This window comes from Pseudomonas sp. BMW13 (genome assembly GCF_013357275.1).
GTDB lineage: Bacteria > Pseudomonadota > Gammaproteobacteria > Pseudomonadales > Pseudomonadaceae > Aquipseudomonas > Aquipseudomonas khazarica.
Map to the genome: position 1 here is coordinate 45,072 of NZ_SUKD01000020.1, position 25,195 is coordinate 70,266.

Annotated in this window: 26 protein-coding genes; 12 read left to right on the plus strand and 14 right to left on the minus strand. The window is 66.0% G+C overall.

Going from position 1 to position 25,195, the window contains the following annotated elements; all coding sequences use genetic code 11:
• Positions 1-4 precede the first annotated feature (4 nt).
• Together E4487_RS15650 and E4487_RS15655 are read left to right on the plus strand one after the other, a co-directional pair.
• On the plus strand, positions 5-547 hold the full coding sequence (locus tag E4487_RS15650; RefSeq protein ID WP_175253804.1) for a DinB family protein: 543 nt from the start codon (positions 5-7) through the stop codon (positions 545-547).
• The gene (locus E4487_RS15655) at positions 544-894 is read left to right on the plus strand and encodes a hypothetical protein (RefSeq protein ID WP_218952970.1); all 351 of its coding nucleotides are present in this window, start codon (positions 544-546) and stop codon (positions 892-894) included. Before E4487_RS15650 ends, E4487_RS15655 begins: the two co-directional genes overlap by 4 nt.
• 1 nt (position 895) lies before the next feature.
• On the opposite strand, the gene E4487_RS15660 is transcribed toward E4487_RS15655, so the two are convergent.
• The 4 genes from E4487_RS15660 to E4487_RS15675 all read right to left on the minus strand — a co-directional run bounded on the left by E4487_RS15660 (position 896) and on the right by E4487_RS15675 (position 4,769).
• The gene (locus tag E4487_RS15660) at positions 896-1,603 is read right to left on the minus strand and encodes a type 1 glutamine amidotransferase (RefSeq protein ID WP_175253805.1); all 708 of its coding nucleotides are present in this window, start codon (positions 1,601-1,603) and stop codon (positions 896-898) included.
• A gap of 156 nt (positions 1,604-1,759) precedes the next feature.
• Positions 1,760-2,104, minus strand: a complete 345-nt coding sequence (locus E4487_RS15665) for a ribonuclease E inhibitor RraB (RefSeq protein WP_037050633.1) — start codon at positions 2,102-2,104, stop codon at positions 1,760-1,762.
• 276 nt (positions 2,105-2,380) lie between these two features.
• The gene (locus tag E4487_RS15670; RefSeq protein ID WP_175253806.1) at positions 2,381-3,310 is read right to left on the minus strand and encodes an alpha/beta hydrolase; all 930 of its coding nucleotides are present in this window, start codon (positions 3,308-3,310) and stop codon (positions 2,381-2,383) included.
• The gene (locus E4487_RS15675; protein ID WP_175253807.1) at positions 3,294-4,769 is read right to left on the minus strand and encodes an NAD(P)/FAD-dependent oxidoreductase; all 1,476 of its coding nucleotides are present in this window, start codon (positions 4,767-4,769) and stop codon (positions 3,294-3,296) included. Before E4487_RS15675 ends, E4487_RS15670 begins: the two co-directional genes overlap by 17 nt.
• 246 nt (positions 4,770-5,015) lie before the next feature.
• Between E4487_RS15675 and E4487_RS15680 the strand changes: the two genes are divergently transcribed.
• The 3 genes from E4487_RS15680 to E4487_RS15690 are packed head-to-tail and all read left to right on the plus strand — an operon-like array spanning position 5,016 to position 7,486.
• Positions 5,016-6,056, plus strand: a complete 1,041-nt coding sequence (locus E4487_RS15680; protein WP_218952971.1) for an AraC family transcriptional regulator — start codon at positions 5,016-5,018, stop codon at positions 6,054-6,056.
• A 50-nt stretch (positions 6,057-6,106) separates the two neighbouring features.
• Positions 6,107-6,985, plus strand: coding sequence for a DNA-3-methyladenine glycosylase (locus E4487_RS15685; RefSeq protein WP_134675563.1), 879 nt, complete (start codon positions 6,107-6,109; stop codon positions 6,983-6,985).
• Positions 6,986-6,988: 3 nt separating this feature from the next.
• The gene (locus tag E4487_RS15690) at positions 6,989-7,486 is read left to right on the plus strand and encodes a methylated-DNA--[protein]-cysteine S-methyltransferase (RefSeq protein WP_047591497.1); all 498 of its coding nucleotides are present in this window, start codon (positions 6,989-6,991) and stop codon (positions 7,484-7,486) included.
• Between the two features lie 38 nt (positions 7,487-7,524).
• Here E4487_RS15690 and E4487_RS15695 read toward each other — a convergent pair whose 3' ends face one another.
• From E4487_RS15695 to aroC, 4 genes are all read right to left on the minus strand, one after another.
• Positions 7,525-7,716: a PLDc N-terminal domain-containing protein gene (locus tag E4487_RS15695; RefSeq protein WP_037050625.1), complete on the minus strand. Its 192-nt coding sequence runs from the start codon at positions 7,714-7,716 to the stop codon at positions 7,525-7,527.
• Between the two features lie 80 nt (positions 7,717-7,796).
• Positions 7,797-8,336: an acireductone dioxygenase gene (locus tag E4487_RS15700; RefSeq protein WP_150605664.1), complete on the minus strand. Its 540-nt coding sequence runs from the start codon at positions 8,334-8,336 to the stop codon at positions 7,797-7,799.
• A 15-nt stretch (positions 8,337-8,351) separates the two neighbouring features.
• Entirely contained in the window at positions 8,352-9,503 is a 1,152-nt protein-coding gene (locus E4487_RS15705) for an MFS transporter (protein ID WP_037050622.1), read from the minus strand.
• Between the two features lie 73 nt (positions 9,504-9,576).
• Positions 9,577-10,668, minus strand: a complete 1,092-nt coding sequence (aroC, locus tag E4487_RS15710) for a chorismate synthase (protein WP_150605666.1) — start codon at positions 10,666-10,668, stop codon at positions 9,577-9,579.
• 124 nt (positions 10,669-10,792) lie between these two features.
• Between aroC and E4487_RS15715 the strand changes: the two genes are divergently transcribed.
• Both E4487_RS15715 and E4487_RS15720 read left to right on the plus strand, forming a co-directional pair.
• Complete coding sequence (locus E4487_RS15715) at positions 10,793-11,785, plus strand: S9 family peptidase (RefSeq protein WP_175253809.1); 993 nt, start codon at positions 10,793-10,795, stop codon at positions 11,783-11,785.
• Between the two features lie 36 nt (positions 11,786-11,821).
• Complete coding sequence (locus tag E4487_RS15720) at positions 11,822-12,622, plus strand: hypothetical protein (RefSeq protein ID WP_175253810.1); 801 nt, start codon at positions 11,822-11,824, stop codon at positions 12,620-12,622.
• Between the two features lie 255 nt (positions 12,623-12,877).
• On the opposite strand, the gene prmB is transcribed toward E4487_RS15720, so the two are convergent.
• The gene (prmB, locus tag E4487_RS15725; protein ID WP_037050612.1) at positions 12,878-13,798 is read right to left on the minus strand and encodes a 50S ribosomal protein L3 N(5)-glutamine methyltransferase; all 921 of its coding nucleotides are present in this window, start codon (positions 13,796-13,798) and stop codon (positions 12,878-12,880) included.
• Positions 13,799-13,884: 86 nt separating this feature from the next.
• On the minus strand, positions 13,885-14,010 hold the full coding sequence (locus E4487_RS24570; RefSeq protein ID WP_256662970.1) for a hypothetical protein: 126 nt from the start codon (positions 14,008-14,010) through the stop codon (positions 13,885-13,887).
• A gap of 155 nt (positions 14,011-14,165) precedes the next feature.
• Between E4487_RS24570 and E4487_RS15730 the strand changes: the two genes are divergently transcribed.
• The 5 genes from E4487_RS15730 to E4487_RS15750 all read left to right on the plus strand — a co-directional run bounded on the left by E4487_RS15730 (position 14,166) and on the right by E4487_RS15750 (position 17,010).
• The gene (locus E4487_RS15730) at positions 14,166-14,762 is read left to right on the plus strand and encodes a cysteine hydrolase family protein (RefSeq protein ID WP_037050610.1); all 597 of its coding nucleotides are present in this window, start codon (positions 14,166-14,168) and stop codon (positions 14,760-14,762) included.
• An 81-nt stretch (positions 14,763-14,843) separates the two neighbouring features.
• Positions 14,844-15,164: a hypothetical protein gene (locus E4487_RS15735; protein WP_037050607.1), complete on the plus strand. Its 321-nt coding sequence runs from the start codon at positions 14,844-14,846 to the stop codon at positions 15,162-15,164.
• A gap of 110 nt (positions 15,165-15,274) precedes the next feature.
• Positions 15,275-15,832, plus strand: a complete 558-nt coding sequence (locus E4487_RS15740; RefSeq protein WP_175253811.1) for a Smr/MutS family protein — start codon at positions 15,275-15,277, stop codon at positions 15,830-15,832.
• A gap of 200 nt (positions 15,833-16,032) precedes the next feature.
• Entirely contained in the window at positions 16,033-16,578 is a 546-nt protein-coding gene (gene folE, locus E4487_RS15745) for a GTP cyclohydrolase I FolE (protein ID WP_037050603.1), read from the plus strand.
• Between the two features lie 63 nt (positions 16,579-16,641).
• Positions 16,642-17,010, plus strand: a complete 369-nt coding sequence (locus E4487_RS15750; protein WP_047591510.1) for a glutathione S-transferase N-terminal domain-containing protein — start codon at positions 16,642-16,644, stop codon at positions 17,008-17,010.
• Positions 17,011-17,516: 506 nt separating this feature from the next.
• On the opposite strand, the gene ligA is transcribed toward E4487_RS15750, so the two are convergent.
• From ligA to E4487_RS15770, 4 genes are all read right to left on the minus strand, one after another.
• Positions 17,517-19,880, minus strand: a complete 2,364-nt coding sequence (gene ligA, locus E4487_RS15755; RefSeq protein ID WP_175253812.1) for an NAD-dependent DNA ligase LigA — start codon at positions 19,878-19,880, stop codon at positions 17,517-17,519.
• Between the two features lie 102 nt (positions 19,881-19,982).
• The gene (gene zipA, locus E4487_RS15760) at positions 19,983-20,804 is read right to left on the minus strand and encodes a cell division protein ZipA (protein ID WP_175253813.1); all 822 of its coding nucleotides are present in this window, start codon (positions 20,802-20,804) and stop codon (positions 19,983-19,985) included.
• 170 nt (positions 20,805-20,974) lie between these two features.
• Positions 20,975-24,463, minus strand: a complete 3,489-nt coding sequence (gene smc / locus E4487_RS15765) for a chromosome segregation protein SMC (RefSeq protein ID WP_175253814.1) — start codon at positions 24,461-24,463, stop codon at positions 20,975-20,977.
• Positions 24,464-24,469: 6 nt separating this feature from the next.
• Positions 24,470-25,129 carry a GntR family transcriptional regulator gene (locus E4487_RS15770; RefSeq protein WP_134675554.1) on the minus strand — a complete coding sequence of 220 codons (660 nt, stop codon included), beginning with the start codon at positions 25,127-25,129 and terminating at the stop codon, positions 24,470-24,472.
• Positions 25,130-25,195: the final 66 nt, after the last annotated feature.

The following is a 25,195-nucleotide window of genomic DNA, read 5'->3' on the forward strand; positions in this document are numbered from 1 at the left end:
GAGCATGCAGAGAATCGAGCACATCCGCCAGATGGCGCGCTACAACAGCCGGATGAACGAACGCCTGTACGCTGCGGCTGCCAGTTTGCCCGACGAGGCATTGAGCGCCGAGCGTGGCGCGTTCTTCGGCTCGATCCTGGGCACCCTGAATCACCTGGTGGTGGCCGACCTGATCTGGCTCGGGCGCTATGCCGCACACCCGGCGAACCATCGGGCGCTGCAGGCGCTCGCCGGGCTGCAACGCCCCACGCGCCTGGATCAGCCAATGGCCGCGAACATCCGCGAGCTGACCGCCCTGCGCGTGCAGCTGGACGCCTGCATCGAGGCGCTGGCTGCGGAGATCAATGAAGAGCAGCTGGACCAGCCCCTGGCCTATCGCAACACCAGGGGGATCGAGGCGAGAAAGAACTTCTTCGCCCTGCTGATGCACCTGTTCAACCACCAGACCCACCATCGTGGCCAGGCGACGACCCTGCTCTCGCAGGCCGGGGTGGATGTCGGGGTGACCGATCTGCTGGCCAGCATCGCCGACGAGCCCGCACCATGATCCGCGTGCTCAAGTATGCGCTGATCGCCCTGGGAGCCCTGCTCGCCTGCATCCTGCTGGCCATCGCCATCGTCCTGCTGGTGAACGTCGCCGGCATGGATGCGGACGCCACCTACGAGCTTCGCGGCCGCTACAAGCCGAGCGCCGATGGCAAGACCTACCTGGTGGTCGAGCATGACAACGGCGGTGGCTGCGGCACGCTCTCGCTGGACGGCAAACCCTGGCCGGTGCCACTCGACGAGGCCGGCGAAACGACACCGGGGGTACACACGATCGAATGCGGTGGCGAGATCGAATTCGAGATCCAGTCCGGCAGCATCTACTACTTCGGCTACTGGGGCCCCTAGCTCACAGACCCGCCAGTTGCAGCCAGTGCGCGTAGAAGCCCTCGGCCACCTGGTTCAGCGCCCTGACCTTCTCCGGCAGCTGCTCGCGCATCTCGGCGAGGGACTGCTGGCTGGGCTGGCGCTCATCGAGCAAGTGCGCCCAGTCATCGAGCCAGCACTCGATCAGTGGCTCGGTCATCTCCGGGTGGCCCTGCAGCGCCAGCACCTTGTCGCCCCAGGCGAAGGCCTGGTTGTCGCACCAGCGGCTGCTGAACAGCGCCTGCGCGCCCTCCGGCAGGGCGAAGGTGTCGCCGTGCCACTGGAAGATGCTGAACGGCTCGGGCAGGTGCACCAGCCAGGGGCTGTCCGTCACCTGTGCATGGCGCTGCATGTCCTGCCAGCCCGCTTCGGTGTAGGGCATCCGCCGAATGCTGGCGCCGAGTGCCTTGGCCAGCAGCTGGCCGCCAAGGCAATGACCGATGATCGGCACTTCGCGGGCGATCAGGCGCTGCAGGGCGGCCACCTCGTCGGCGATCCACGGCAAGGGGTCATTGACGCTCATCGGGCCGCCCATCACGGCCACCGCCCTGGGTCGCTCCAGGTCATAGCCACGCAGCTCGCCCAGGTCGACGCGCAACACGTCGAAGCTGCAACCACGCGCCAGCAGCACCTGCGCCAGATGCGCGGGCGGGCAATAATCGATATGGGTCAGGATCAGAACATCGGCCATGAGTACCTCCGCCACGCAGTCTGCGTGATGGCGCTGGCCAAGTCGAGGCTGCCGGTCTGTCCCGACTCGCCTTCAGCAGCAGGTAAGCCGCGCCCTCCGCCCCTCTTCCCCGGCAGGAAAGAGGAGCAGAACACGCCAGACCGCAGGAAAGGCGTGCTAACGGACCGCCGACGCTTTCACCTCCTGGGTTACGCCCCAGCCGTCCAGGGTGCCGCCCAGCGGGACGACAATGGACTCCAGGTCATGCTCGAACGCGCCAATACCGGCATGGGTGGCGTACATCACTTTGCTGATTTGCAGGTGCCAGGCGCCGTCCTCACGGGCGGATACCTGAGCGTTGAGCGACTCGCCGCGAAAATTTCTGGCCGCCATTCTGGCCCGCTCCTCATCGGGAAAAATGGCGTAGAACTCGATCGGGTGGAACTGGGCGAAGTCGAACCCCCCTTCTTTCATCCGACGCAGCACCGAGGTGCTGGAGTCTTCGTGGAAGGCTGTGCTCATAAACGACCTCCTCTCAGGCTATGGATGGATTGACCGCTTTCCCATTGCTACCGCCCGGCTGGACGGTGTCGCGGCCCCTGCTGGCGCCGCCCCGAGAATCGAGCGAATGCTCGACGTGTCTACTTCAAGCGCATCGACGACTGCCCGGCAGAGCACCGGACTGAAAGCCGTCCCTGCAAGGGTAGTCGCTGAACGCCAGGTGCGCGCTGGATGGAAAGTCTTTGTAACGAAGCCGGCGACCAGCGGCAATTGGCCAGCCAGGCGCCCGCGCCCCTCTCACAGCCCCCGTTCGCGCAGAAAGGCCGCCACCCGCCCGATGGCGTAATCCGCCGCATGCAGCACGCCGACATGCGCCTGAAACACGTGCCACAGCCCCGGGTAGCGCTCCAGACGCATGTCGACGCCCGCCGCCGTGGCGCGCTCGGCCAGGCGCAGGCTGTCGTTCAGCAGCAGTTCGTCCTCGCCGACCTGGACCAGCGTCGGCGGCAGGCAGCGCAGGTCGGCGAACAGCGGCGACATGCCCGGGTCGTCACGCGGCACACCGGCCGGACAGTAGAGTTCGGCGGCCTGCTCGACCCAGCTGGGGTGGATCAGCGGATCGCCGGCTGCCGGCTGGTGCATCCGCTCGCCGGTGAAATCGGTGGCTGGCGAGAAGCACACCAGCGCCGCAGGCGCCGGCAGGCCCAGCTCGATGATGCGCAGGCAGCCGACCAGGCTGAGGTTGCCGCCGGCAGAATCACCGCCGATGGCGATCTGCTCCGCGCGATACCCCGACTCCAGCAGGCCCCGGTAAGCCGCCACCACATCGTCGCGCGCCGCCGGATAGGGATGCTCCGGCGCCAGCCGATAATCCAGCGCGCAGACGTCCAGGCCAGCGCGCTTGGCCAGGCTGGCGCAGATGCCCCGATGCGTATCCGGCCCGCCGATCATGAAGGCGCCGCCGTGCAGGTAGAGCAGCACGCCGCCGCGGGCGCCAGGCGCGCGGTGCCATTCGCAGGGGCGACTGCCCAGGGTCGAGGCGCTGCGACGCACACCGCGCGGCGTCAGGGTGACAGTGGTGAGGGCGCGCAGCACGCGGCGCTGCCCGGAAACCGGCATCGGTGGCCGCACCAGCCCGCGAAAGAACAGACGCAGGAAACCGCGCAACAGGCCGCGCAGCAGCATCTGCTCGGCGGCGGGGGCTTGGAATTCAGCGGACGCAGTCATAGTCGGCAAGCTCCGGAGTACGGGTCATGAGGCGATAGGTGAAGGTGAAACCCGGCCAGTTGTTGGTGTTCTTGCCGGTAGCGGTCTTGTACCAGCTGTCGCAGCCCTGTTCCCATATCGTTCGTTGAGTCGCCTGTTGCAGTCTGGCGTTGTACCGGCGCTGCACCGGCGGCCGCAGATCGAGATAGCGCAGGCCCTGCTCACGCAGCGCACGCAGGCAACCGAGCACATAGGCGTACTGGCTCTCCAGCATGTAGAGAATCGAGTTGTGGCCGAGGTTGGTATTCGGCCCGTACAGCAGGAACAGGTTGGGAAATCCGCTGACGCTGATGCCCTTGTACGCCTCCGCGCCGTCCTTCCAGGCCTGGTTCAGGTCCTGGCCATCGAGCCCACGGATGCGCATCGGCGCCAGGAAGTCGGTCGCGGTGAAGCCCGTGCCGTAGATCAGCACGTCGCAGGGATGCTCGCGACCGTCGGCGGTCAGCAGAGAACGTTCACGCACTTCGTGAATCGGCGAATCGACGATCTCGACGTTGGCCTGCGCCAGCGCCGGGAAGTAATCGTTACTGATCAGGATGCGCTTGCAGCCCATGGGGTAGTCCGGCTGCAGTTGCGCCCGCTTGCCGGCGTCGGGCATCTGCCGTTGCAGGTGGCGGGTGAAACTGTGGCGGAACACACGCATCAGCCAGGGAAAACAGATGAAGGCCAGTGCACGCCCCTCGTGGTGCAAGTACTGCAGCAGGCGGTCGGCACGCTGCCACAGCGGCAGACGGCGTTTGAGGGCGATCTCCCAGGGGCGATAGGCACGATCCGCCTTGGCCAGCACGTAGGCAGCCGAGCGCTGGAACAGGCTCAGGCTGGCGACCCTGGGCTGGATCTGCGGGACGAACTGGATGGCCGAGGCGCCGGTGCCGATCACGGCCACATGCTTGCCGCTCAGATCGAGGTCATGGCGCCAGCGCGCCGAGTGGAAGGCCTCGCCACGGAAATTCTGCAGACCCGGCAGCTGCGGATAGGCAGGCCGGTTGAGCTGGCCGCAGGCACTGACCAGCGCCTGCGTCTCGATCACCTCGCCGCCAGCCAGTTCGACGCGCCAGATGCCGCGTGCCGCATCGAAGTCGGCGCCAAGCACCTCGCTGTTCAGGCGGATATGCGCATGCAGCCCGTGCTTCTCCACGCACTGGCGGATATAGGCATGGATCTCCGCCTGCGGGGCGAACCTGCGCGACCAGTCGTGCTTGGCCTCGAAGGAGAACGAGTACAGGTGCGAGGGCACGTCGCAGGCTGCCCCCGGGTAGCTGTTGTCGCGCCAGGTGCCGCCGACGTCGCCGGCTTTCTCCAGCAGCAGGAAGTCCTCCTGACCGGCCTGGCGCAGCTGCATGGCCAGGCCCAGCCCGGCAAAGCCGCTGCCGATGATCAACACGCGCCAGGGCGCGTCAGTACGGGGGTTGTTGTGCATTGTGGTCTCCCCAACCCGTATGGGCACCTCTAAGAACTACCTGCGTTGTCATCGCTGCGTTAAAAACAGGCTCAAGGTGCTGATTTTCAGCTGTGAACTGCACTTTTTCGCCTGTTTTCGCCTTGCGCTGACTGCCTCGCTCACATTTCTAGAGGCACCATTTATGGCGATCAGGGGATGCTACTTGCCTCGCCACGTCCGGGTTATGGCATAGTCGGCCAGGATATTGTGATTTTCGGACAACTCATGCCACCACCCTGGCCTGCCCGGCGCAGCATCATCAGCGTCCAGTTGCTCACCCAGCTGGGGCTCGACCTCGGCCTGAGCCTGGACAGGTGCCTGCACGGGACCGGGCTCACTCCCGTGCACCTCACCGGCCTGAACGGCGAGGTCGAAGCCGCATGCGAGCTGCAACTGATCGCCAACCTGGTCGAGGCGCTGCCCCGGGTCGGCGATCTGGGCCTGCAGGCCGGCCGGCGCTACCACCTGACCACCTATGGCGCCTGGGGCTACGCCATTCTCAGCAGTGCCAACGTGCGCCAGGCGGCGGAGCTGGGGCTGCGCTATCACGGCCTGACCTACGCTTTCACCCGCATCAGCCTGAACGTCGAGGGCGCCGTCGCCAGCCTGTGCTTCGATGACCAGGCAGTGCAACCGGCGCTGCAGGACTTCATCGTGCAGCGTGACATGCTCGCGGCGCTGGTGGTGGTACGCGAACTGCTCTGCAGCAGGTTGCCCTTGCTCGCCCTGGAACTGCGCCAGGCGGCGCCAGCCGACGTCTCGCCGTTCATCGCCGCCTTCGGCCAGGCGCCACGCTTCGGCGCCGCGCACAACCGCCTGGGGTTCTCCGCCGACCTGCTGGACAACCCGCTGCCACGCGCCAACCCGCAGCTGGTCCAGGCCTGCGAACTGCAGTGCCAGGCACTGCTGGCCCGCCATCAGCTGCATCAGGGGCTGGCCGGGCGCGTACGCCAGCTGTTGCTGCAATCGCCAGGACAGCTGGCCGACATGGAACAGCTGGCCAGCCAGTTGCACCTGAGCAGCCGCACCCTGCGCCGCCGTCTGCTCGATGAAGGCACCCACTTCCGTGGCCTGCAGGACGAGGTGCGCCAGGCGCTGGCCGAGGAGCTGCTGGCCGCTGGCGGACTGAGCCTGGAGGAAATAGCCGAGCGCCTGGGTTACGGCGAGCTGTCCAACTTCATCCACGCCTTCAAGCGCTGGAAAGGCACGACACCCGGGCGCTATCAACGCGCGACCACCGCGTTCGGCCAGCCGCAGGCAGTTTGAAAGTCATCTTCGCGCTGACAAGCCCTCGATGCCGAGCTAGGGTGCGAGCCATGAACATCATCACCCTGCTCCTGCCCTACCAACCGCCCTGGGACTGGCAACAGTTCCACAGCCACTTCGCCCTGCGCGCGATTCCCGGCCTGGAGTCGCTGAGCGCCGCCAGCTACAGCCGTGGCTTCATGATCGACGGCGTACCCGGTTGGCTGCAGGTCATGCCGCTGGCCGGCCAGAACGCCCTGGAACTGCGCTGCCGGGTCACCTCGCCGGCCCATCTCGATCACGTCGAGCAGCGCGTTCGCCGCATGTTCGATCTCGACAGCGAGCCCGAGACGATAGTCCGTCACCTCAGCCGCGACGCGCTGCTCGCACCGCTGCTGCAGCGCAACCCCGGCCTGCGCCTGCCCGTGGCCTTCGACCCGTTCGAGCAGGCCGTGCGCGCCATCGTCGGCCAGCAGGTGGCGGTCAAGGCAGCGGTCACCATCGTCGGCCGTCTGGTGCAACGTGCCGGTGCGCCGATCGAGACGCCGCAGGCAGTGGGCATCAGCCATCTGTTCCCTACCCCGCAGGCGATCGCGGAGGCGGACCTGACGGGTATCGGCATGCCGGGCAAGCGCGTGCAGTGCCTGCAGCACTTCGCGGCCTGTATCGCCGACGGCCGCCTGCAACTGAGCCTGCAGGACGGCAGCGCAGCGCTGATCGAACAGCTGTGCGCCCTGCCCGGCATCGGCCCGTGGACGGCGCACTACATCGCCCTGCGTGCGTTCGGCGAGGCCGATGCGTTTCCCGCCAGCGACCTGGGCCTGCTCAAGGCCCCGGTATGGGGCGCCGAAGGCATCGACGCACGACGCCTGCAACTGCGCGCCGAGGCCTGGCGGCCATGGCGCGCCTACGCCGCAGCGCATCTCTGGCACAACTATTCAGGAGGCTGAAGCATGCACTATCGCTACCACGACAGCCCGCTCGGGCCGCTGTTCATCGCCGCCGACGACAGCGGTCTGCAATTGCTGCTGATGGAGCTGGACAGCAGGCCCTGGCGCATCGAGGACGACTGGCAGCCTGCCGGCCGTGAGCTGGACGCCGTGTGCAGTCAGCTCGACCAGTACTTCGCCGGCCAGCGCCGCCATTTCGAGCTGCGCCTGGCGCCACGCGGCACGGCGTTTCAGCAGCAGGTCTGGCAGGCGCTGCAGGCCATCCCCTACGGCCGTACCTGCAGCTACTCGGAGCTGGCCAGAGTCATCGAGCGCCCCCAGGCGGTGCGGGCGGTCGGCACCGCCAACGGCGCCAACCCGATCTCGATCATCGTGCCCTGCCATCGGGTGATCGGGCGCGACGGCAGCCTCACCGGATATGCCGGCGGCCTGTCACGCAAACAGTGGCTGCTGGAACTGGAAGGCGTGCTGCAGCCGACCCAGGCGCAGCTGGCGCTGTGAACGCGGCGCACGCCTGCGGCGCCAGCCGCACGGCCGGGTCAGATCCTGACGTTACCGCGCGGCCCCATCAGCGCCCAGATGATCAGGCCGACCACCGGCAACAGCACGATCAGCAGAATCCACAGGATCTTGATGCCGGTCTCGGCACCGCTCTTGACCACGTTGATGATGGCCCAGATATCCAGGGCCAGGATGACCAGGCCGATCAGCCCATTGAAGGTGGAACCCATGACGACACTCCTGTGTGAGGGGTTGCCTGCATAGGATAGTCAGCGGCCGGCGCGGGTTCCCTGCGGGTTGACCGCGCGCTTCACTCGCCCAGGCGCGGGAAGCGGCTGGCGATATCCTCACCGCTGCGTTCCGGCGCCTCTTCCTGCTGGCTCAAACGCAGCGCCAGCACGTGTGGTTCCTCGCCCAGGTCGAACCAGTGGCGGGTGTCGCCCGGCAGGGTCAGCAGATCGCCACGCTCGCCCTGCAGCACGTAGACGTAGCCATCCAGATGCACGTTGAGCTGGGCGAACCCGCCGATGAACAGCCAGGCGCTGGCCTTCGCCTGCACCTGCTCGTCGAGGTGACGCGCACGCAGTTCGAGCTTCTGCGGATGATTGCGCTGCAGGTTGAACAGCTCCTGGCACACATAGCCCTGCTCCCCCATCAGCGCCTGCAGCCACAGCCCGTAGGCCGCGTCGAACTCGCTGTCCTCGCAACCGGGGCGCAACGCCTGCGGCAGCTCCAGGCGACGGTAGTCGATACCGACGGCCGCCAGGGTGCTGGCGATATCGTCGGCATGGTTGAGAACCTTGTTCGGCAGTTCCGGAGAGGTGTTCAGGTGGACGCTGAGGCTGCTCATGACGGGGCACTCGATTCAGGGCCGCTCGGGCGGCAGGCGGGTGGCAATGATGAAGGCTGCGAGCAAGGCTACCAGACTGGCGATGGCGAAGGTCCAGGCCGGTCCCAGGCTGTTCCAGCTGTACCCCGCATACAGCGCGCCGAGGGCACCGCCGATACCGGCCAGGCTGGCGTAGAGCGCCTGGCCCTGGCCCTGCTGGCGATCGGCGAAACTGCGCTGCACGAAGTGGATGCAGGCGGCATGGAAGGCGCCGAAGGTGGCGGCGTGCATGCACTGCGCCAGCAGCAGCACGGGCAGATACTCTGGCAGATTGCCCAGCAGCAGCCAGCGCAGGGCGGTGATCAGGAAGCTGGCCAGCAGCACCGCACGCAGCGAATAGCGCTGCAGCAGGCGCGCCATGACCAGGAACAGGAGAATCTCCGCCACCACCCCCAGCGCCCAGAACAGGCCGATGGCGCCACGGCTGTAACCGACGCCTTCCAGGTGCAGGGTGAGGAAGGTGTAGTACGGGCCGTTGCTCAACTGCATCAGCGCGACGCAGAGGTAGAACGCGAGCATGCCGGGGCGCCGTAGCTGGCGCAGGAAACCACCCTGCTCCGGGGTGCTCGGGCGCTGCAGTGGCTGGGCGTTGGGCACCCAGAAACTGCCGGCGACGATGCCGGCCATGATCACCACCAGCGCCGCCGGGTAGGCATCCAGGCTCAGCCACTCGAACAACAGGCCAAGGCCGACCACGGCGACGATGAAACCGATGCTGCCCCACAGGCGGATCTGGCTGTAGCGCGCGGCCTGCTCACGCAGGTGCGCCAGGGTGATGACCTCGAACTGCGGCAGCACCGCGTGCCAGAAGAACGCATGCGTGGCCATGATCAGCGCCAGCCAGGCGTAGCTCTTGTCGAGGAAGATGCCGGCGAAGCAGGCCAGGGTGCACAACGCCCCGAAGCGCACGATGAGCAGACGCTGACCGGTGTGATCACCCAGCCAGCCCCACAGATTGGGGGCCACGCAGCGCATCAGCATGGGAATGGCGATCAGCTCGCCGATTCGCGCCGCAGAGAAGCCCAAGTGGTCGAAGTACAACGCCAGAAATGGCGCCGTCCCCCCGAGCAAGGCGAAGTAGAAGAAGTAGAAGCCCGACAGCCGCCAGTACGGCAGAGACGCCGTCATGAGCGGCGGGGTTCAAGCGGCACGCAGAGGCAGCGGCACAGCCGCCCGCGACCTGCCGCTCGTGGCGTGTCGCTCAAAGCTGACCCAGCACCGGCGTGGTAACACGCACCTCGGCATTCTGCGCACGGTGACGCAGCAGGTGGTCCATCAGCACGATGGCCATCATCGCTTCGGCGATCGGCGTGGCGCGGATGCCCACGCAGGGGTCGTGGCGACCCTTGGTGATCACGTCCACCGGATTGCCGTCGACATCGATGGAACGCCCCGGCGTGGTGATGCTGGAGGTCGGCTTGAGGGCCAGGTGGGCAACGATCGGCTGGCCGCTGGAGATGCCACCCAAGATGCCGCCGGCATGGTTGGAGAGGAAACCCTGCGGGGTCAGCTCATCGCGATGCTCGGTGCCGCGCTGGGCCACGCAGGCGAAACCGGCGCCGATTTCCACGCCCTTGACCGCGTTGATGCTCATCAGCGCGTGGGCCAGTTCGGCGTCGAGGCGGTCGAAGATCGGTTCACCGAGCCCCGGCATCACGCCTTCGGCGACCACGGTGATCTTCGCCCCGACCGAATCCTGGTCACGGCGCAGCTGATCCATGTACGCCTCGAGCTCCGCCACCTTGTCCGGGTCCGGGCTGAAGAAGGCGTTCTGTTCGACGCTGTCCCAGCTCTTGAACGGAATCTCGATGGGACCGAGCTGGCTCATGTAGCCACGGATGACGATGCCCTGGCTGGCCAGGAACTTCTTGGCGATGGCGCCGGCGGCCACGCGCATGGCGGTCTCGCGCGCCGAGCTGCGGCCACCGCCGCGGTAGTCGCGGATACCGTACTTGTGGTGGTAGGTGTAATCCGCGTGAGCCGGGCGGAACAGGTCCTTGATCGCCGAGTAGTCCTTGGACTTCTGGTCGGTATTGCGGATCAGCAGGCCGATGGAGCAACCGGTGGTCTTGCCTTCGAACACCCCGGAGAGGATTTCCACCTCGTCGGCTTCCTGCCGTTGCGTCGTGTGGCGGCTGGTGCCTGGCTTGCGGCGGTCGAGATCACGCTGCAGGTCTTCCAGGCTGATCTCGACACCGGGCGGGCAACCGTCGACGATGGCGACCAGCGCCGGGCCATGGCTTTCGCCAGCGGTGGTGACGGTGAACAGCTTGCCGTAGGTATTGCCGGACATGGGAAGACGCTCCGCGAGATTCAGCTCCGACCTGCCGCTGCGCAGGCCCGATTCACAAGGTGGGCGAGTATACCTGCCAGCCCCTTGCAGTTCACCCCGAACCTTGCGCGGTCACAGGCGTCCAATGCCAGTCTGCCACTACCCCAACCTCACCATGCTGCGAGCCCTGCTCTTGTCCCTCACCCTGATCGCCGGCCTGGCCCAGGCCGCCACCACTCGCCAACAACCCGTCAGCCTGGCTACCGACCAGGGCACCCTGCATGGCAGCCTGCTGCTGCCGCAGAGCGACAAGCCGCTGCCGGTCGCGTTGCTGATCGCCGGCTCCGGCCCCACCGACCGCAACGGCAACAACCCGGAAGGCGGCCACAACGACGCGCTGAAGAAACTGGCCCAGGTACTGGCCCGCAACGGCATCGCCAGCCTGCGCTACGACAAGCGCGGCGTCGCCGCCAGCCGCAGCGCCACCCCGGATGAGCGCGACCTCAGTGTCGAGCGCTACGTCGCCGATGCCAGCGGCTGGACCAGGCAGCTCAAGGACGACCCGCGCTTCGACCGCGTGATCCTCATCGGCCATAGCGAGGGGGCACTGATCGCCAGCCTCGCCGCCGCCGACAGCCCGGTCGATGCCCTGGTATCCATCGCCGGGCCGGCCTACCCCATCGGCCAGGTGCTGGACATGCAGCTGGCCATGCGCCTGCCGCCCGCTCTCCTCGCCGAGAGCCGGCACATCCTCGCCAACCTGATCCGCGGCACGCTGCAACCCGAGGTGCCCGAAGCCCTGCAGGTGGTGTACCGCCCCAGCGTGCAGCCCTACCTGATCAGCCTGCTGCGCCAGGATCCGGCGGAGAACTTCGCCGCACTGCGTATCCCGGCGCTGATCGTCCAGGGCAGCCACGACGCCCAGGTCAGCCCGGACAACGCCGAGCTGCTCAAGCAGGCCAAGCCAGACGCCGAGCTGGCCATGATCGCCGGCATGAACCACGTCATGCGCATCACCCCGGCAGCCTGGCAGGAACAGCTAGCGTCCTATGACGATCCGCAGCTACCCTTGGCCCGTGCACTGGGCGAGCGGATCGTCGCCTTCATTCGCTCCAGCGCAGAGAAAAACGGTCGATAACCTGCAAAATGACCCGATCAAGCGCACAGGACGTCCATGAGCGAGAACCCAGCCCCGGCGGCGCAAGCCCCCGAAGACGCAGCCGCAGGCAGCGAAACGCCCGCTGCGCTACATCCCTGGTCTGAGCTGCCGGCGGAACAGTTCAGCCTGCTGCGCCTGGCGCCGCTGCCCGTCGACCGCGAGACCGGCCCCAGGCCGCTGCGGTTCGTCCAGCTGGGCCGGGTCGAGCGCAACGCCAAGGACCTCAGCCTGCTGCGCCTGACCGTGCAGGTGCCCGGACAGCGCCTGCATCGCCAGCAGAACCTGCTGGAAGTCTGGGCCGACCACCAGCGCAAGGAAATTCGCTTCGGCCCGGACAAGGGCCTGAGCGTGGAGCCGGCCAATCGGGGCCTCGGGCGCTTCCTCATGGCCCAGGGCATCGCCTGGGCGCGCAAGCACTTCGCTCACTATCAGGTCGAGGGCGGCGCCCTGCCGACCAAGGACAACTTCAACGAAGCTGCCCGTGAACGGCGCGACCACGCTCTGAAGGCGCAGGGCTTCACCATCGAATACAGCGATCCGCTGCAGCTCAAGCCCTTCTACAGTGCGCCGCGGGTCAGCTCGCTGCACGGCGACTGGCAGGCCGAGAAGGTGCAGATCATCGAATTGCTGGACGCCGCCGCCATGTTGCAGCAGGCCGACCAGAACCTGCAGGAGCAGAGCGTCAAGCTGCGCAAGCTGGAAGACCGGGTCGATCGCCTCAAGCGCGAGGACACCGGCCTGCGCTTCACCATCACCTGCCTCATCGCCTTCAGCCTGTTTCAGGCCGGCTTGCTGATCTGGATCGCCACGCGCTGAGCACGCCGGCGGCGCACCGCGTGGAGGGAGGCGCTTGAGCGGCGAGCTTCCCGGATCGCGGCTGAAGCCGCTCCCACACTTGCATCGTCGTGTCGCTCACAGGGTGGATCACGCTGTTTCAAGCCAACGTTGCGGTGGATGTATGAAGCGACACCCACCCTACGCGCTGATCACCCCGCCGCTTTTGTAGGAGCGGCTTCAGCCGCGATCAGCGGTGCACGCCATGCCGATATGCATGGCGAACAAGCACGCCCATCACGCCCCGATACGCGAACGGAACAGCGCCTGATGGTCGCGGCACTGCTTGGCGGCGAGCAGGAACACACCGTGCCCACCGTTCTGGAAGTCCAGCCAGGTGAAATCCACTTCGGGGTACAGCGCCTCGACATGCACCTGACTGTTGCCCACCTCGACGATCAGCAGGCCGCGCTCGCTGAGGTGGTCGGCAGCCTCGGCCAGCATGCGCCGCACCAGGTCCAGGCCATCGTCGCCGCAGGCCAGGCCCATGGCCGGCTCGTGCTGGTACTCGGCAGGCATGTCGGCGAAGTCTTCCGCGTCGACGTATGGCGGGTTGGAGACGATCAGGTCAAAGCGCTGGCCCGGCAGACCGGCGAAGCCGTCGCCCTGCACGCAGTACACACGCTCCTCCAGCCCGTGACGCTCGATGTTCTGGTTGGCAACCTCCAGCGCGTCGAAGGACAGGTCGGCCAGCACCACTTCGGCCTCGGGGAATTCGTAGGCGCAGGCGATGCCGATGCAGCCCGAGCCGGTGCACAGATCCAGCACGCGCGCCGGTTCGCTCGGCAGCCAGGGGGCGAAGTGGCGATCGATCAGCTCGGCGATAGGCGAGCGCGGCACCAGCACACGCTCGTCGACCACGAACGGCAGACCGCAGAACCACGCCTCCCCCAGCAGATAGGCAGTCGGCACGCGCTCCTCGATGCGCCGCTTGAGCAGCGCCTGCAGGTGCGCGTGTTCCTCGTCCTCGAGGCGACAGTCCAGGTAGGCATCGGAGATTTCCCAGGGCAGGTGCAGCGCCCCGAGCACCAGCTGGCGCGCTTCATCCCAGGCGTTGTCGGTGCCATGGCCGAAGAACAGCTGCTCGGCCTGAAAACGACTGACGGCCCAGCGGATGTAGTCGCGCAGGGTACGTAAACGGGTGGTGAGAGCAGTCACGGGCGGCCTCCGGATGAAAAGTGCGGAAGTTTAGCCCAGAGCAGGCAGCAGGCGCATGGGCCTGTGGCGAACGAATCCCGGCGCGGCTAGTGCTTGTCGCGCCAGGAATCGCCATCGTCACTGGGACGACGCAACTCGCGCAGCACGGCAATGGCCACGGCGATGGAGAACAACAGCCAGAAATGCGGGGAAAACTGCGACAAAAGTGACATGGCAACTCCTTTTGCGTACGACCCTGAGTCCTTCAAGGCAGTTCCGATTCTGCTCCGGCAATCTGTACTGAGCAAGCTTTGGCGCAGATAGAGGTTCACAGACCGCGCTGGCAAGCGGACAATGGCACATTATCACCATCAGCCAGGAGCCCGAGATGTCCCATCCGCAAACCATGTTCCAGCTCACCGGTCGTGGCCACGCACCGGCCAGCCTGAACAATGCGACCTTGCTGATCATCGATGCCCAGGAGGAGTACCGCAGCGGCGTCCTCGCCCTGCCCGGCCTGAACCCTGCGCTGGCGGAAATCGCCAACCTGCTGGCTGCCGCGCGCAGCGCTGGTGCCGACATCGTGCACGTCAAGCACCTCGGCATCCCCGGCGGCCTGCTCGACCCCAGCGGCCCACGCGGTCGCCACCTGCCGGAAGCCGCTCCGCTGGCCGGCGAGATCGTGGTCGAGAAGCGCCTGCCCAACGCCTTCGCCGGCACCGAACTGCACGACCGCCTGCAGGCGCTCGGCCATCTCGACCTGATCGTGTGCGGTTTCATGACCCACTCCAGCGTCAGCACCACCGTGCGTGCCGCCAAGGACTACGGGTATCGCTGCACACTGGTCGACGCCGCCTGCGCGACTCGCGACCTGCCCGCGGCAGACGGCAGCGTGATCTCCGCAGCCGAGGTCCATCGCATCGAGATGATCGCCCTGGGCGACAACTTCGCCACCCTCGTGCCGCACAGCAAATCGCTGATTTGACCCACGTCGCAACCTTGCCAGAGCGGCGGAACTCCAGAGAAAGCGACCGGTCACACCGCCGATAACCCGGAGGAAATCGGAATGAAGCTGTCCGACGATTTCGATGCACGCCGCCTGCGCCCGCGCCAGCCGAGAAGCTGGAGCCTGCGTATCGGGGCTGGCCTGGGCGCGTTGCTGGCGGCGTTCGGCATTCTTCTGGGGATGGCGGGCGTCGCCTCGCTGGCTGGACGGGCACCGGTACTGGGCACGCTCAACGACTCGACCGGTGAAGCCATTGTCCTGCTGCTGCTCGGCCTGTTCCTGCTCTGGGCCGGCATCGCCTTCTGGCGGCGCTGCCGCAGACGCCTGCGCCGCCCCAGCGACCTGAGCCTGTCACCGAACCTGATGAAGAAGCGCGACTGAGCGCGATACCGCATCACCAACGGGCGGGATGATCGCCAGCCGAGTCCGTCTTTCTGCGCGTAACCGCCTGGCATTTGGGTAAGATAGCCGCCTGTTTCGCGGAGCCATCGATGCAAGACGACGACTTTTCCCTGTTCCAGGCCGAGCTGCGTGGCGTCAAGCCGCTCAAGCACGACCGCGCCGATACCGGCAAACCCAAACCCGATCGCAAGCAGCTCACGGCCCTGCGCCAGGCAGCGACCATCAGCCAGGGCGAAACCAAGGTGGACGGCCTTTCCGATCAGTTCGTCATCGACGTCGGCGCCGAAGACCCGCTGTACTGGGCCGGCAATGGCGTGCAGGACGGCCAGATGCGCAAGCTCAAGCTGGGCCAGATCGCCTTCGAGGGCAGCCTCGACCTGCACGGCATGAGCGTCGAGAAAGCCCGCGATACCCTGTGGGAGTTTCTTGCCGAGGCCACCAGGCTGGAAGTCCGCTGCGTGCGCGTCACCCACGGCAAGGCGGTGCGCATGGACGGGCGCAAGCCGATGATCAAGAGCCACGTCAACACCTGGCTGCGCCAGCACCCCAAGGTGCTCGGCTTCACGTCCTGCCAGGCCAAGCACGGCGGTACCGGCGCGGTGTACGTGATGCTCAAGCGCACGATGATGGATGGCCGCGACGAGTGAACGGGCATTGACCGCCCGCGAGGCGCAGACGAGGCCCTCGCAGTGCACGAGCAGCAAATGAGCATTCGACCGGGCTGGCCTGCCAGCCTGTCTTAAACGACGCAGGGAGTCGGCGGAGGTGCCCTCCAGGCGCCTGACGCACTTGTCAGGCCCCGTTTCGCGCCCTACCCTGCGCCATTCGATACCCAACAGGAATCTCCATGTCCCTGGAACAACACTACACCGCCATCCTCGGCCAACTGGGCGAAGACGTCTCTCGCGAAGGCCTGCTGGATACCCCCAAGCGCGCCGCCAAGGCCATGCAGTACCTCTGCCGCGGCTATGAGCAGACCCTCGAAGAGGTCACCAACGGTGCGCTGTTCAGCTCCGATAACAGCGAGATGGTGCTGGTGAAGAACATCGAGCTGTATTCGCTGTGCGAGCATCACCTGCTGCCGTTCATCGGCAAGGCCCATGTCGCCTACATCCCCAATGGCAAGGTGCTGGGCCTGTCCAAGGTCGCCCGCATCGTCGACATGTTCGCCCGCCGCCTGCAGATCCAGGAAAACCTCAGCCGGCAGATCGCCGAGGCCATCGAGCAGGTCACCGGCGCCCTGGGTGTCGCCGTGGTGATCGAAGCGCAGCACATGTGCATGATGATGCGCGGCGTGGAGAAGCAGAACTCCTCCATGGTCACCTCGGTGATGCTCGGCGAGTTCCGCGAGAACCCGGCCACCCGTGGCGAGTTCCTCAATCTGGTTCGCTAAGCGGCGGACAACCACGGCCGTTCACCCGCGTGAACGGCCGTGCGCATTTCAGGAGTAGAGACAATGTTGCTAAAAGCCCTTCGCATCGGCCTGGGCCAGCTGGTCGTGTTCGGTGACTGGATCAGCCGTCCGCGCAAGCTGGCGCGCAGCCCCGAGGCTCAGGCCCAGGTCGAACAGGCCACTGCCGACCTGGCGCTGTACCAGTTCCATGCCTGCCCGTTCTGCGTCAAGGTACGCCGCAACCTGCATCGCCTGAACCTGCCGGTGGAACTGCGCGACGCCAAGAACGATGCCCAGCATCGCCAGACCCTCGAACAACAGGGCGGACGCATCAAGGTGCCGTGCCTGCGCATCGAGGAAAACGGCCAGAGCACCTGGCTGTACGAGTCCAAGGCGATCATCGCCTACCTCGACCAGCGCTTCGCCGGCTGACGCCAAGCTTTTCGTAGGAGCCGGCTTGCCGGCGATGCTTCTCCGATCAGCTCGCCGGCAAGCCGGCTCCTACAGGTTCAGCGTTCGACACCTGCACTTCGTCCAGTCCAGACCGTAGGGTGGATCACGCTTCACCGATCCACCTCCACGCAAGGCCATCCGCAACCGCTCCATCGCCCTGGTGGATGAAAAGAGCGTCATCCACCCTACCCGTAGGGTGGATCACGCTTCACCGATCCACCGCCACGCAAGGCCATCCACAACCGATCCATCGCCCTGGTGGATGAAAAGAGCATCATCCAGCCACCCGTAGGGTGGATCACGCTTCACCGATCCACCGCCACGCAGGGCCATCCGCAACCGCTCCATCGCCCTGGTGGACGAAAAAAGCGTCATCCACCCTACCGTAGGGTGGATCACGCTTCACCGATCCACCGCCACGCAGGGCCATCCACAACCGATCCATCGCCCTGGTGGATGGAAAAAGCGCCATCCACCCTACGGTGTCAATCCAGTTCGATCTGGTGCTTGTCACGCAGGAAATTGCGGAACTGCGCTTCGTCCAGCACCTGAATCCCCAGCTCGCTGGCCTTGGCCAGCTTCGATCCGGCGCCAGGCCCGGCCACCACGCAATGGGTCTTGGCCGACACGGAGCCCGCCACTTTGGCGCCAAGCCCTTCGAGCTTGTCCTTGGCCACATCGCGATTGACCGTCAATGCGCCGGTGAGCACCCAGGTCTGCCCGGCCAGGGGCAGCCCCTCGACGACCTTCTTCTCGCTTTCCCAGTGCATGCCGAAGTCACGTAGCTGCTGTTCGATGGCACGGGCGCGCTGAGCGTTGCCTTCGCCGTCGAAGAATTCACGCACGGCCTTGGCCTGCCGCTCCGGCAGCGTCTGGCGCATGTCCAGCCAGTCACCGCCGAGCACCGCTTCCAGGCTGCCGAAACGCTCGGCCAGCTTCTGCGTCGCACCCGGACCGACACTGGGAATATTGAGCTTGTCGAGCATGCCGCCGAGGGTGGCGACGGCACTGAACTCGGCGCTCAGCTCGCCCTCCTCCTGCAACTGCAGGCCACAGGCACCGAGCAGCGCGTCGATGACCTGCTGGTTGTGCGCGTCCTCGAAAAAGCTGTGGATCTCATGCGCCACTTCCAGACCGATGTCCGGCAGGTAGGTGAGCACTTCCGGCAGCGCCTGGCGCACCCGCGCCAGCGATGCCAGCGAGCGCGCCAGCACCTTGGCGGTTTCCTCGCCCACATCGGGAATGCCGAGGGCATAGATGAAACGTGCCAGCGTCGGTCGCTTGCTGGCCTCGATGGCCGCCAGCAGCTTGTTGCTGGACACCTCGGCAAAGCCTTCCAGGCCGATGATCTGCTCGAAGGTCAGCTGGTACAGGTCGGCCGGCGAGGCGATCAGCTTTTCGTCGACCAGTTGCTCGATGGTCTTGTCGCCGAGGCCGTCGATATCCATGGCGCGGCGCGAGACGAAGTGGATGATCGCCTGCTTGAGCTGCGCCTGGCAGCTCAGGCGACCGACGCAGCGGTACACCGAACCTTCGCTGACGCTTTCCTTGCCCTTGCTGCGCTTGATCAGCTGGGTACGCTCCACCGCCGAGCCGCACACCGGACACTGCTCGGGGATATGCACCGGTCGCGCATCATCGGGGCGGCGCTCGGGCACCACCGCCATCACCTGCGGGATCACGTCACCGGCACGGCGGATGATCACCGTATCGCCGATCATCACCCCCAGGCGCGCCACCTCGTCCATGTTGTGCAGGGTGGCATTGGCTACCATCACACCCGCCACCTTGACCGGCTTGAGCCGCGCCACCGGCGTCACCGCGCCGGTGCGGCCGACCTGGAACTCGACGTCGAGCAGCTCGGTCAGCTCCTCCTGCGCGGGGAACTTGTGAGCGATGGCCCAGTGCGGCGTACGTGCACGGAAGCCCAGCTGCTGCTGATCCTCGATATTGTTGACCTTGAACACCACGCCATCGATGTCATAGGCCAGGCTCATGCGCCGTTCGCCGATATCGCGGTAGTAAGCGAGGCAATCCTGCACGCCCCTGGCCAGCTTCAGCTCGCGGCTGATGGGAATGCCCCACGCCTTGAGTTGCTGCAGCATGGCCACCTGGGTACCCGCCAGCTCACCGCTGACCTGCCCGACGCCGTAGCAGCAGAACTCCAGCGGACGGCTGGCGGTGATCTTCGGGTCGAGCTGACGCAGGCTGCCAGCGGCCGCGTTGCGCGGATTGGCGAAGGTCTTGCCGCCAGTCTCGGCCTGGCGCGCATTGAGTTCCTCGAAACCGGCCTTGGGCATGAACACCTCGCCGCGCACCTCCAGCACCTGCGGCCAGCCCTCGCCCTGCAGCTTGAGCGGCACGTTGCGGATGGTACGCACGTTGCTGCTGATGTCCTCACCGGTGCTGCCGTCGCCACGGGTAGCGCCACGCACCAGCTGGCCGTTCTCGTAGAGCAGGCTCACCGCCAGTCCATCGAGCTTGGGCTCGCAGCTGTACTCGACCTCGGCACCGCCGCCGAACAGGTCGCCGCCGGCCAGGCCCAGGCCGCTCTGCACGCTGCGGTCGAAGGCGTGCAGGTCGTCTTCCTCGAAGGCATTGCCGAGGCTGAGCATCGGCACCTCATGACGCACCTCGCCAAAGGCGCCGAGGGCTTCACCGCCGACGCGCTGGGTCGGCGAATCGGGCGTCACCAGTTCCGGGTGCTCGGCCTCCAGTGCCTGCAACTCGCGAAACAGGCGGTCGTACTCGGCGTCTGGCACGCTGGGCTCGTCCAGCACGTAATAGCGGTAGTTGTGCGCGTCCAGTTCCTGGCGCAGTGCGGATATACGTTGGGCGACGTCGGTCATTGCAGATAAAGCCTCAAGCGACAAACTTGCAGCGGCAAGAACAAAAAAGCCCCAAGCCAAGCGCTTGGCTTGAGCTTGAGGCTCGCAGCTTGCCGCTGCTCTTTAGCGTTTCTGGGTCAACTGCCGGCGCTCGAACTCGACGATGCGCTGGCGATAATGTTCGATGGTCTGCGCAGTCATCACGCTGCGCTGGTCGTCCTTCAGCTCTCCGCCCAGCTCATGGGCCAGCTTGCGCGCTGCCGCAACCATGACGTCGAAGGCCTGCTTGGGATGACGCGGGCCGGGCAGGCTGAGGAAGAAACTCACGGCGCGGGTGCTGAAGCCTTCGATGTCATCGAGGTCGAAGGTGCCCGGCTTGAGCGCGTTGGCCATGGAGAACAGCACCTCGCCGTTGCCGGCCATGCTTTCGTGACGGTGGAAGATGTCCATCTCGCCGAAGCGCAGGCCGCTCTCGAGAATGTTCTGCAGCAGCGCCGGCCCCTTGAAGCCGACGTCATCGCGGGCAACCACGTTGATCACCAGCACTTCCTCGACCGGCGCGGCATCGACAGCCGGCTTGACGGGTTTCTTCGGCTCGACGGGCTCGTCATCGACCGGGTTGAGCAGGGTCGGTACCGGCTCGTCGACGGCCAGGTTGAGGTCGCCCTGCTGCGGTTCGTTACGCGGACGGCGCGGTAGGTCCTTGGCGCTCATCGAGGGCAGGTCGTCTTCATCCAGCTGCGGTTCGAGGTCACGCTGAACCACCCGCGGCGGGCTGAGCAGATCCGGGTCACTGTCGTCATCCGGCATGTTGGCGAAACTGCGGTCCAGTTTGAACCTGAGTTTGCCCTTGCCACCGCGCATGCGACGCCAGCCGTCGAACAGAATGCCAGCGATAACGATGATGCCAATAACGATCAGCCACTCGCGCAGACCGAATTCCATGAAATACCTGACCCTTAAAAATTCTGGTGAAAAAAAGATCCAATCAATCGGACCCTGACTCGACTATAAAACACGGCGCCAACTCCATGTTCTGTCTGACGTTTTCCGCGTGTAACAAAAGTGGGCAATAAGCTAGCACGACGAAAGGCAACTTTACACAGGCAGACGCATCAGCTCTCCACCATCGCCAGTGCCTCTTCGACATCCACTGCCACCAGACGCGAGCAGCCCGGCTCGTGCATGGTAACCCCCATCAATTGATCGGCCATTTCCATGGCGATCTTGTTGTGGGTGATGTAGATGAACTGCACCGTTGCCGACATCTCCTTGACCAGGCGCGCATAACGACCCACGTTGGCGTCGTCCAGCGGCGCATCCACTTCGTCCAGCATGCAGAACGGCGCCGGATTGAGCTGGAAGATGGAAAACACCAGTGCCAGGGCGGTCAACGCCTTCTCTCCGCCGGAGAGCAAATGGATAGTGCTGTTCTTCTTGCCCGGGGGCCGCGCCATGATGGTTACACCGGTATCGAGTAAATCTTCGCCGGTGAGTTCCAAATAAGCACTGCCGCCACCGAAAACTTTTGGAAAGAGTGCCTGCAAACCGCCATTGATCTGATCGAAAGTTTCCTTGAAACGATTGCGCGTTTCCTTGTCGATCTTGCGAATGACGTTTTCCAGGGTTTCCAGCGCTTCGACCAGATCGGCATCCTGCGCATCCAGATAACGCTTGCGCTCGGATTGCTGCTGGTACTCGTCGATCGCCGCCAGGTTGATCGGCCCAAGGCGCGCGATACGCGCGGCCATGCGCTCGAGTTCCTCTTCCCAGGCACTCTCCGTGGCATCGGCCGGCAGCGTGGCGATCACCCCGTGCAGGTCGTAATTGTCCTCGGCGAGCTGATCGGCGAGGGCCTTGCGCCGCACGTTGAGCGACTGCCAGTCCATGCGCTGCTGCTCCAGCTGGCCGCGCAGCAGTTGCGCCTGCTGCTCGGCCTGGCTGCGACGCTTCTCGGCGTCGCGCAGTTCGCGATCGGCATCTTCCAGGGTCAGGCGTGCCTGACGCAGCTCCTCGTCCACCGCCATGCGCCGTTCGAGCAGTTCCTCGAGCTTGATGCGCAGCTCTTCCAGCGGCGCCTCGCCCTCCTCCAGGTTCAGTGACAGCTGCTCGCGCCGCTCGTGCAGGCGCTCGGCCTGCATTTCCAGACGCTCCAGCGCCTGGCGAGTGGAGTCGTGCTGCGCCTTGAGCGAGCCGAGGCGCACCGCCAGCTGATGGGCATGATCCTTGTGCTGGCGGGCCTCCTGACGCACCCGGTCGAGGCGCTCGCGCAGGCTGTCACGGCTGGCCAGCAGGCTCTCGCGCTGCTCGTTGTCCTCGGCCATGGTATCCAGCGCATCCTGCAGGTGCAGACGCGCTTCACCGAGCTGCTCCTGCTCCAACTCACGCTGCTCGGCCACTTCCTGCAGCTCGTCGTGCAGACGACGGCGACGCAGCCCCAGCTGCTCGGCCTTGGCCTGGCTGGCGGACAGCCGCGCCTTCAGCTCGGCCAGCTGGCGGCCAAGCTCCTGGCCCTGGCGACGCTGTTGCTCACGCTGCTCTTCCTGACGACGCTGCTCGTCACGCAGGCCCAGCAGACGCTCATCCAGTAGCGCCAGCGCCGCCTCGCGCTCCTCGCGTTCCAGCTGCAGGCGCTCCAGCTCCTGACCGCGCGCCAGCACGCCGCTGTCCGCCTCGGCAGCGCGACGCACACGCAGGAAATGCCGACCAACCCAGTAGCCGTCACGGCTGATCAGGCTTTCGCCCTCGGCCAGTTGCGCACGCGCCGCCAGCGCCTGCTCCAGCGACTCGACCGGACGCACGCCGGCCAGCCAGGGCGACAGGTCGTGGCTCGCCTCCACCTTGTCCAGCAGGCTGCCGGCGTTGCGCATGCCGCCCCTGGCGGGGCTGAGCAGGCGCAGCTCACCCTGTTCCAGCGCGGAGAAATCCAGCCCGGCAAAATCGTCCAGCAGCACGGCCTGCAGGTCGGCACCGAGCACGGTCTCCACCGCCAGCTCCCAGCCGGCCTCCACGCGCAGCCCTTCGGCCAGGCGCGGACGCTGTTGCAGACCCTGCTCGCGCAACCACTCGCCAGCGCCCTGCCCCGGGTCCAGCGCGGCCTGTTGCAGCGCCTCCAGCGAGGCCAGGCGACCATCGAGACGCTGCAACTCGCCCTGTGCCTGCTGCTGCGCCTGACCGGCCTGCTGCAGCTCCTCACGCAACTGCTGCAGGCGCTCGGCCTGCTGCTCCTCGGCCAGTTGCAGGGATTCGTGCTCCAGCTCGCCGGCGGCCAGCTGTTCGCTCAGTTCGAGAATGGCGGCGTCTTCGGGGTCGGCGGCCAGTTGCTGCAATTCTTCGCCCAGGCGACGCTGACGCTCGCTCAGGCGCTCGAGGCTCTGTTCCAGCTGGGCGATGCGCGACTGCTGCACCTCGGCCTGGCGACGCGGCTCGGCACTGCGCTGGTTGAAGCTGTCCCACTGCTCCTGCCAGCCGTGCATGGTGGTCTCGGCTTCCTCCAGGCTGGCGGCGGACTCCTCGGCGGCGGCCGCAGTCATCTCCTGCTCGGGCAGGAGCATCTCCAGCTCCTCGCCCAGGGTGGCCAGCAGGGTACGGTCGTGGCCGAGGTGCGACTCGGTTTCCAGGCGCGCCTTTTCCGCCTCGCGCAGGTCGTCCTGCAACTGGCGCAGGCGCTGCTGGCCGTGCTGGATGCTCTGCTCGACGCGGGCGATATCGCCGCCCACGGAATAGAAACGGCCCTGCACCAGGTTGAAACGCTCGGACAGCTCGTGATGACCGTCGCGCAGGCGCTCGATGCTGGCATCGGCACTGCGCTGCTCGGCCACCAGGGCCTCGAAGGCCACCTCCTGGTCACCGATCACCTGCTCGCGGCTGCCGACCTGCTGGTTCAGGGTCTGCCAGCGCAGCGCCAGCAGCTGAGCCTTGAGCTGACGCTCCTCGGCCTTGTATTCCTGGTACTTCTCCGCAGCCTGGGCCTGCCGGTGCAGGCGCTCGAGCTGGCGCTCCAGCTCCTCGCGCAGGTCGGTCAGGCGCGCCAGGTTTTCCTGGGTGCGGCGGATGCGATTCTCGGTCTCGCGGCGGCGTTCCTTGTACTTGGAGATGCCGGCGGCTTCCTCGATGAAGTTGCGCAGTTCCTCGGGCTTGGCCTCGATCAGCTTGCTGATCATGCCCTGCTCGATGATCGAGTAGCTGCGCGGCCCCAGGCCGGTACCGAGGAAGATGTCGGTGATGTCGCGGCGACGGCACTTGGTGCCGTTGAGGAAGTAGGTGTTCTGCGCGTCGCGGGTGACCCGGCGGCGGATGGAAATCTCGGCGAAGGCGGCGTACTCGCCCACCAGCGAATTGTCGCTGTTGTCGAAGATCAGCTCGATGGACGCCTGGGTCACCGGCTTACGCGTGTTGGAGCCGTTGAAGATGACGTCGGTCATCGACTCGCCACGCAGGTTCTTCGCCGAACTTTCGCCCATCACCCAGCGCACGGCGTCGATGATGTTGGACTTGCCGCAACCGTTGGGCCCGACCACCGCCGCCATGTTGCTGGGAAAGCTGACCGTCGTCGGATCGACGAAGGACTTGAAGCCGGCCAGCTTGATGCTCTTCAGGCGCATCGGGGCTTAGCGCTCCGCCAGGGTCGCCAGCACCAGCTGGCAGTTGTGCTGACCGTAGGCCTGCAGGACTTCGCGGGCACGCTCGTGGTCACGCCCGACGATCGCCTGCAGCAGGCTGGCGAAGGTGCCCATGAACTGGCCCATCTCGCCTTTGCGGCGCTCCAGCGCCAGGTGGTAGGTGCGGCTGATGGCCGGCAACAGGTTCTCCAGGGTTTCCTGCAGGTAGGGGTTGTCGGCGAAGGGAAAGGCCGCGCGCATGACGTCGAAGCTGTTCTCGACGAAGGCGCCGATGTCGCCACGCTGCAGGCTGTCCAGCAGGCGCTGCTGGATGTCGATGAACGGCGCCAGGTCGGTTTCCACCTTCCACCCTTCGATCACCGCGCGGGCCAGCATGGCGTAAAGCTCGATGGTCAGCGCATAGAGGCTGGTGACGTGATGCGCAGTCAGTTCGCTGACCTGGGCACCCCGGCGCGGCAGGATCACGATCAGGTGGCGACGTTCGAGAATCAGCAGTGCCTCGCGCACCGAACCACGGCTGACATTCAGGGCCTGGGTGACCTTCTGCTCCTGGATGCGCTCACGTTCCTTGAGCTCACCACGAATGATGCGTTCGGCCAGATAGTGGGCAATTTGCTCGGCGAGGCTGTCCGGGGCCTTGAACGTCATGACATTCCTTATGTGCGTCGATACAGCGGGCAGGCGGTCGAGTCTGGGGGCCCCGCCACGGCTGGG

What these genes read in the sequence shown, in the direction of transcription:
- aroC (WP_150605666.1), bottom strand. Translation starts at nt 10,668, where the DNA reads ATGTCCGGCAATACCTACGGCAAGCTGTTCACCGTCACCACCGCTGGC.
- E4487_RS15720 (WP_175253810.1), top strand. Translation starts at nt 11,822, where the DNA reads ATGAGCGAGAACCCAGCCCCGGCGGCGCAAGCCCCCGAAGACGCAGCC.
- E4487_RS15665 (WP_037050633.1), bottom strand. Translation starts at nt 2,104, where the DNA reads ATGAGCACAGCCTTCCACGAAGACTCCAGCACCTCGGTGCTGCGTCGG.
- E4487_RS15740 (WP_175253811.1), top strand. Translation starts at nt 15,275, where the DNA reads ATGCAAGACGACGACTTTTCCCTGTTCCAGGCCGAGCTGCGTGGCGTC.
- E4487_RS15660 (WP_175253805.1), bottom strand. Translation starts at nt 1,603, where the DNA reads ATGGCCGATGTTCTGATCCTGACCCATATCGATTATTGCCCGCCCGCG.
- E4487_RS15730 (WP_037050610.1), top strand. Translation starts at nt 14,166, where the DNA reads ATGTCCCATCCGCAAACCATGTTCCAGCTCACCGGTCGTGGCCACGCA.
- E4487_RS15685 (WP_134675563.1), top strand. Translation starts at nt 6,107, where the DNA reads ATGAACATCATCACCCTGCTCCTGCCCTACCAACCGCCCTGGGACTGG.
- folE (WP_037050603.1), top strand. Translation starts at nt 16,033, where the DNA reads ATGTCCCTGGAACAACACTACACCGCCATCCTCGGCCAACTGGGCGAA.
- ligA (WP_175253812.1), bottom strand. Translation starts at nt 19,880, where the DNA reads ATGACCGACGTCGCCCAACGTATATCCGCACTGCGCCAGGAACTGGAC.
- E4487_RS15695 (WP_037050625.1), bottom strand. Translation starts at nt 7,716, where the DNA reads ATGGGTTCCACCTTCAATGGGCTGATCGGCCTGGTCATCCTGGCCCTG.
- E4487_RS15750 (WP_047591510.1), top strand. Translation starts at nt 16,642, where the DNA reads ATGTTGCTAAAAGCCCTTCGCATCGGCCTGGGCCAGCTGGTCGTGTTC.
- E4487_RS15690 (WP_047591497.1), top strand. Translation starts at nt 6,989, where the DNA reads ATGCACTATCGCTACCACGACAGCCCGCTCGGGCCGCTGTTCATCGCC.
- E4487_RS15655 (WP_218952970.1), top strand. Translation starts at nt 544, where the DNA reads ATGATCCGCGTGCTCAAGTATGCGCTGATCGCCCTGGGAGCCCTGCTC.
- E4487_RS15735 (WP_037050607.1), top strand. Translation starts at nt 14,844, where the DNA reads ATGAAGCTGTCCGACGATTTCGATGCACGCCGCCTGCGCCCGCGCCAG.
- E4487_RS15715 (WP_175253809.1), top strand. Translation starts at nt 10,793, where the DNA reads ATGCCAGTCTGCCACTACCCCAACCTCACCATGCTGCGAGCCCTGCTC.
- E4487_RS15705 (WP_037050622.1), bottom strand. Translation starts at nt 9,503, where the DNA reads ATGACGGCGTCTCTGCCGTACTGGCGGCTGTCGGGCTTCTACTTCTTC.
- zipA (WP_175253813.1), bottom strand. Translation starts at nt 20,804, where the DNA reads ATGGAATTCGGTCTGCGCGAGTGGCTGATCGTTATTGGCATCATCGTT.
- E4487_RS15770 (WP_134675554.1), bottom strand. Translation starts at nt 25,129, where the DNA reads ATGACGTTCAAGGCCCCGGACAGCCTCGCCGAGCAAATTGCCCACTAT.
- smc (WP_175253814.1), bottom strand. Translation starts at nt 24,463, where the DNA reads ATGCGCCTGAAGAGCATCAAGCTGGCCGGCTTCAAGTCCTTCGTCGAT.
- E4487_RS24570 (WP_256662970.1), bottom strand. Translation starts at nt 14,010, where the DNA reads ATGTCACTTTTGTCGCAGTTTTCCCCGCATTTCTGGCTGTTGTTCTCC.
- E4487_RS15700 (WP_150605664.1), bottom strand. Translation starts at nt 8,336, where the DNA reads ATGAGCAGCCTCAGCGTCCACCTGAACACCTCTCCGGAACTGCCGAAC.
- E4487_RS15670 (WP_175253806.1), bottom strand. Translation starts at nt 3,310, where the DNA reads ATGACTGCGTCCGCTGAATTCCAAGCCCCCGCCGCCGAGCAGATGCTG.
- E4487_RS15650 (WP_175253804.1), top strand. Translation starts at nt 5, where the DNA reads ATGCAGAGAATCGAGCACATCCGCCAGATGGCGCGCTACAACAGCCGG.
- E4487_RS15680 (WP_218952971.1), top strand. Translation starts at nt 5,016, where the DNA reads ATGCCACCACCCTGGCCTGCCCGGCGCAGCATCATCAGCGTCCAGTTG.
- E4487_RS15675 (WP_175253807.1), bottom strand. Translation starts at nt 4,769, where the DNA reads ATGCACAACAACCCCCGTACTGACGCGCCCTGGCGCGTGTTGATCATC.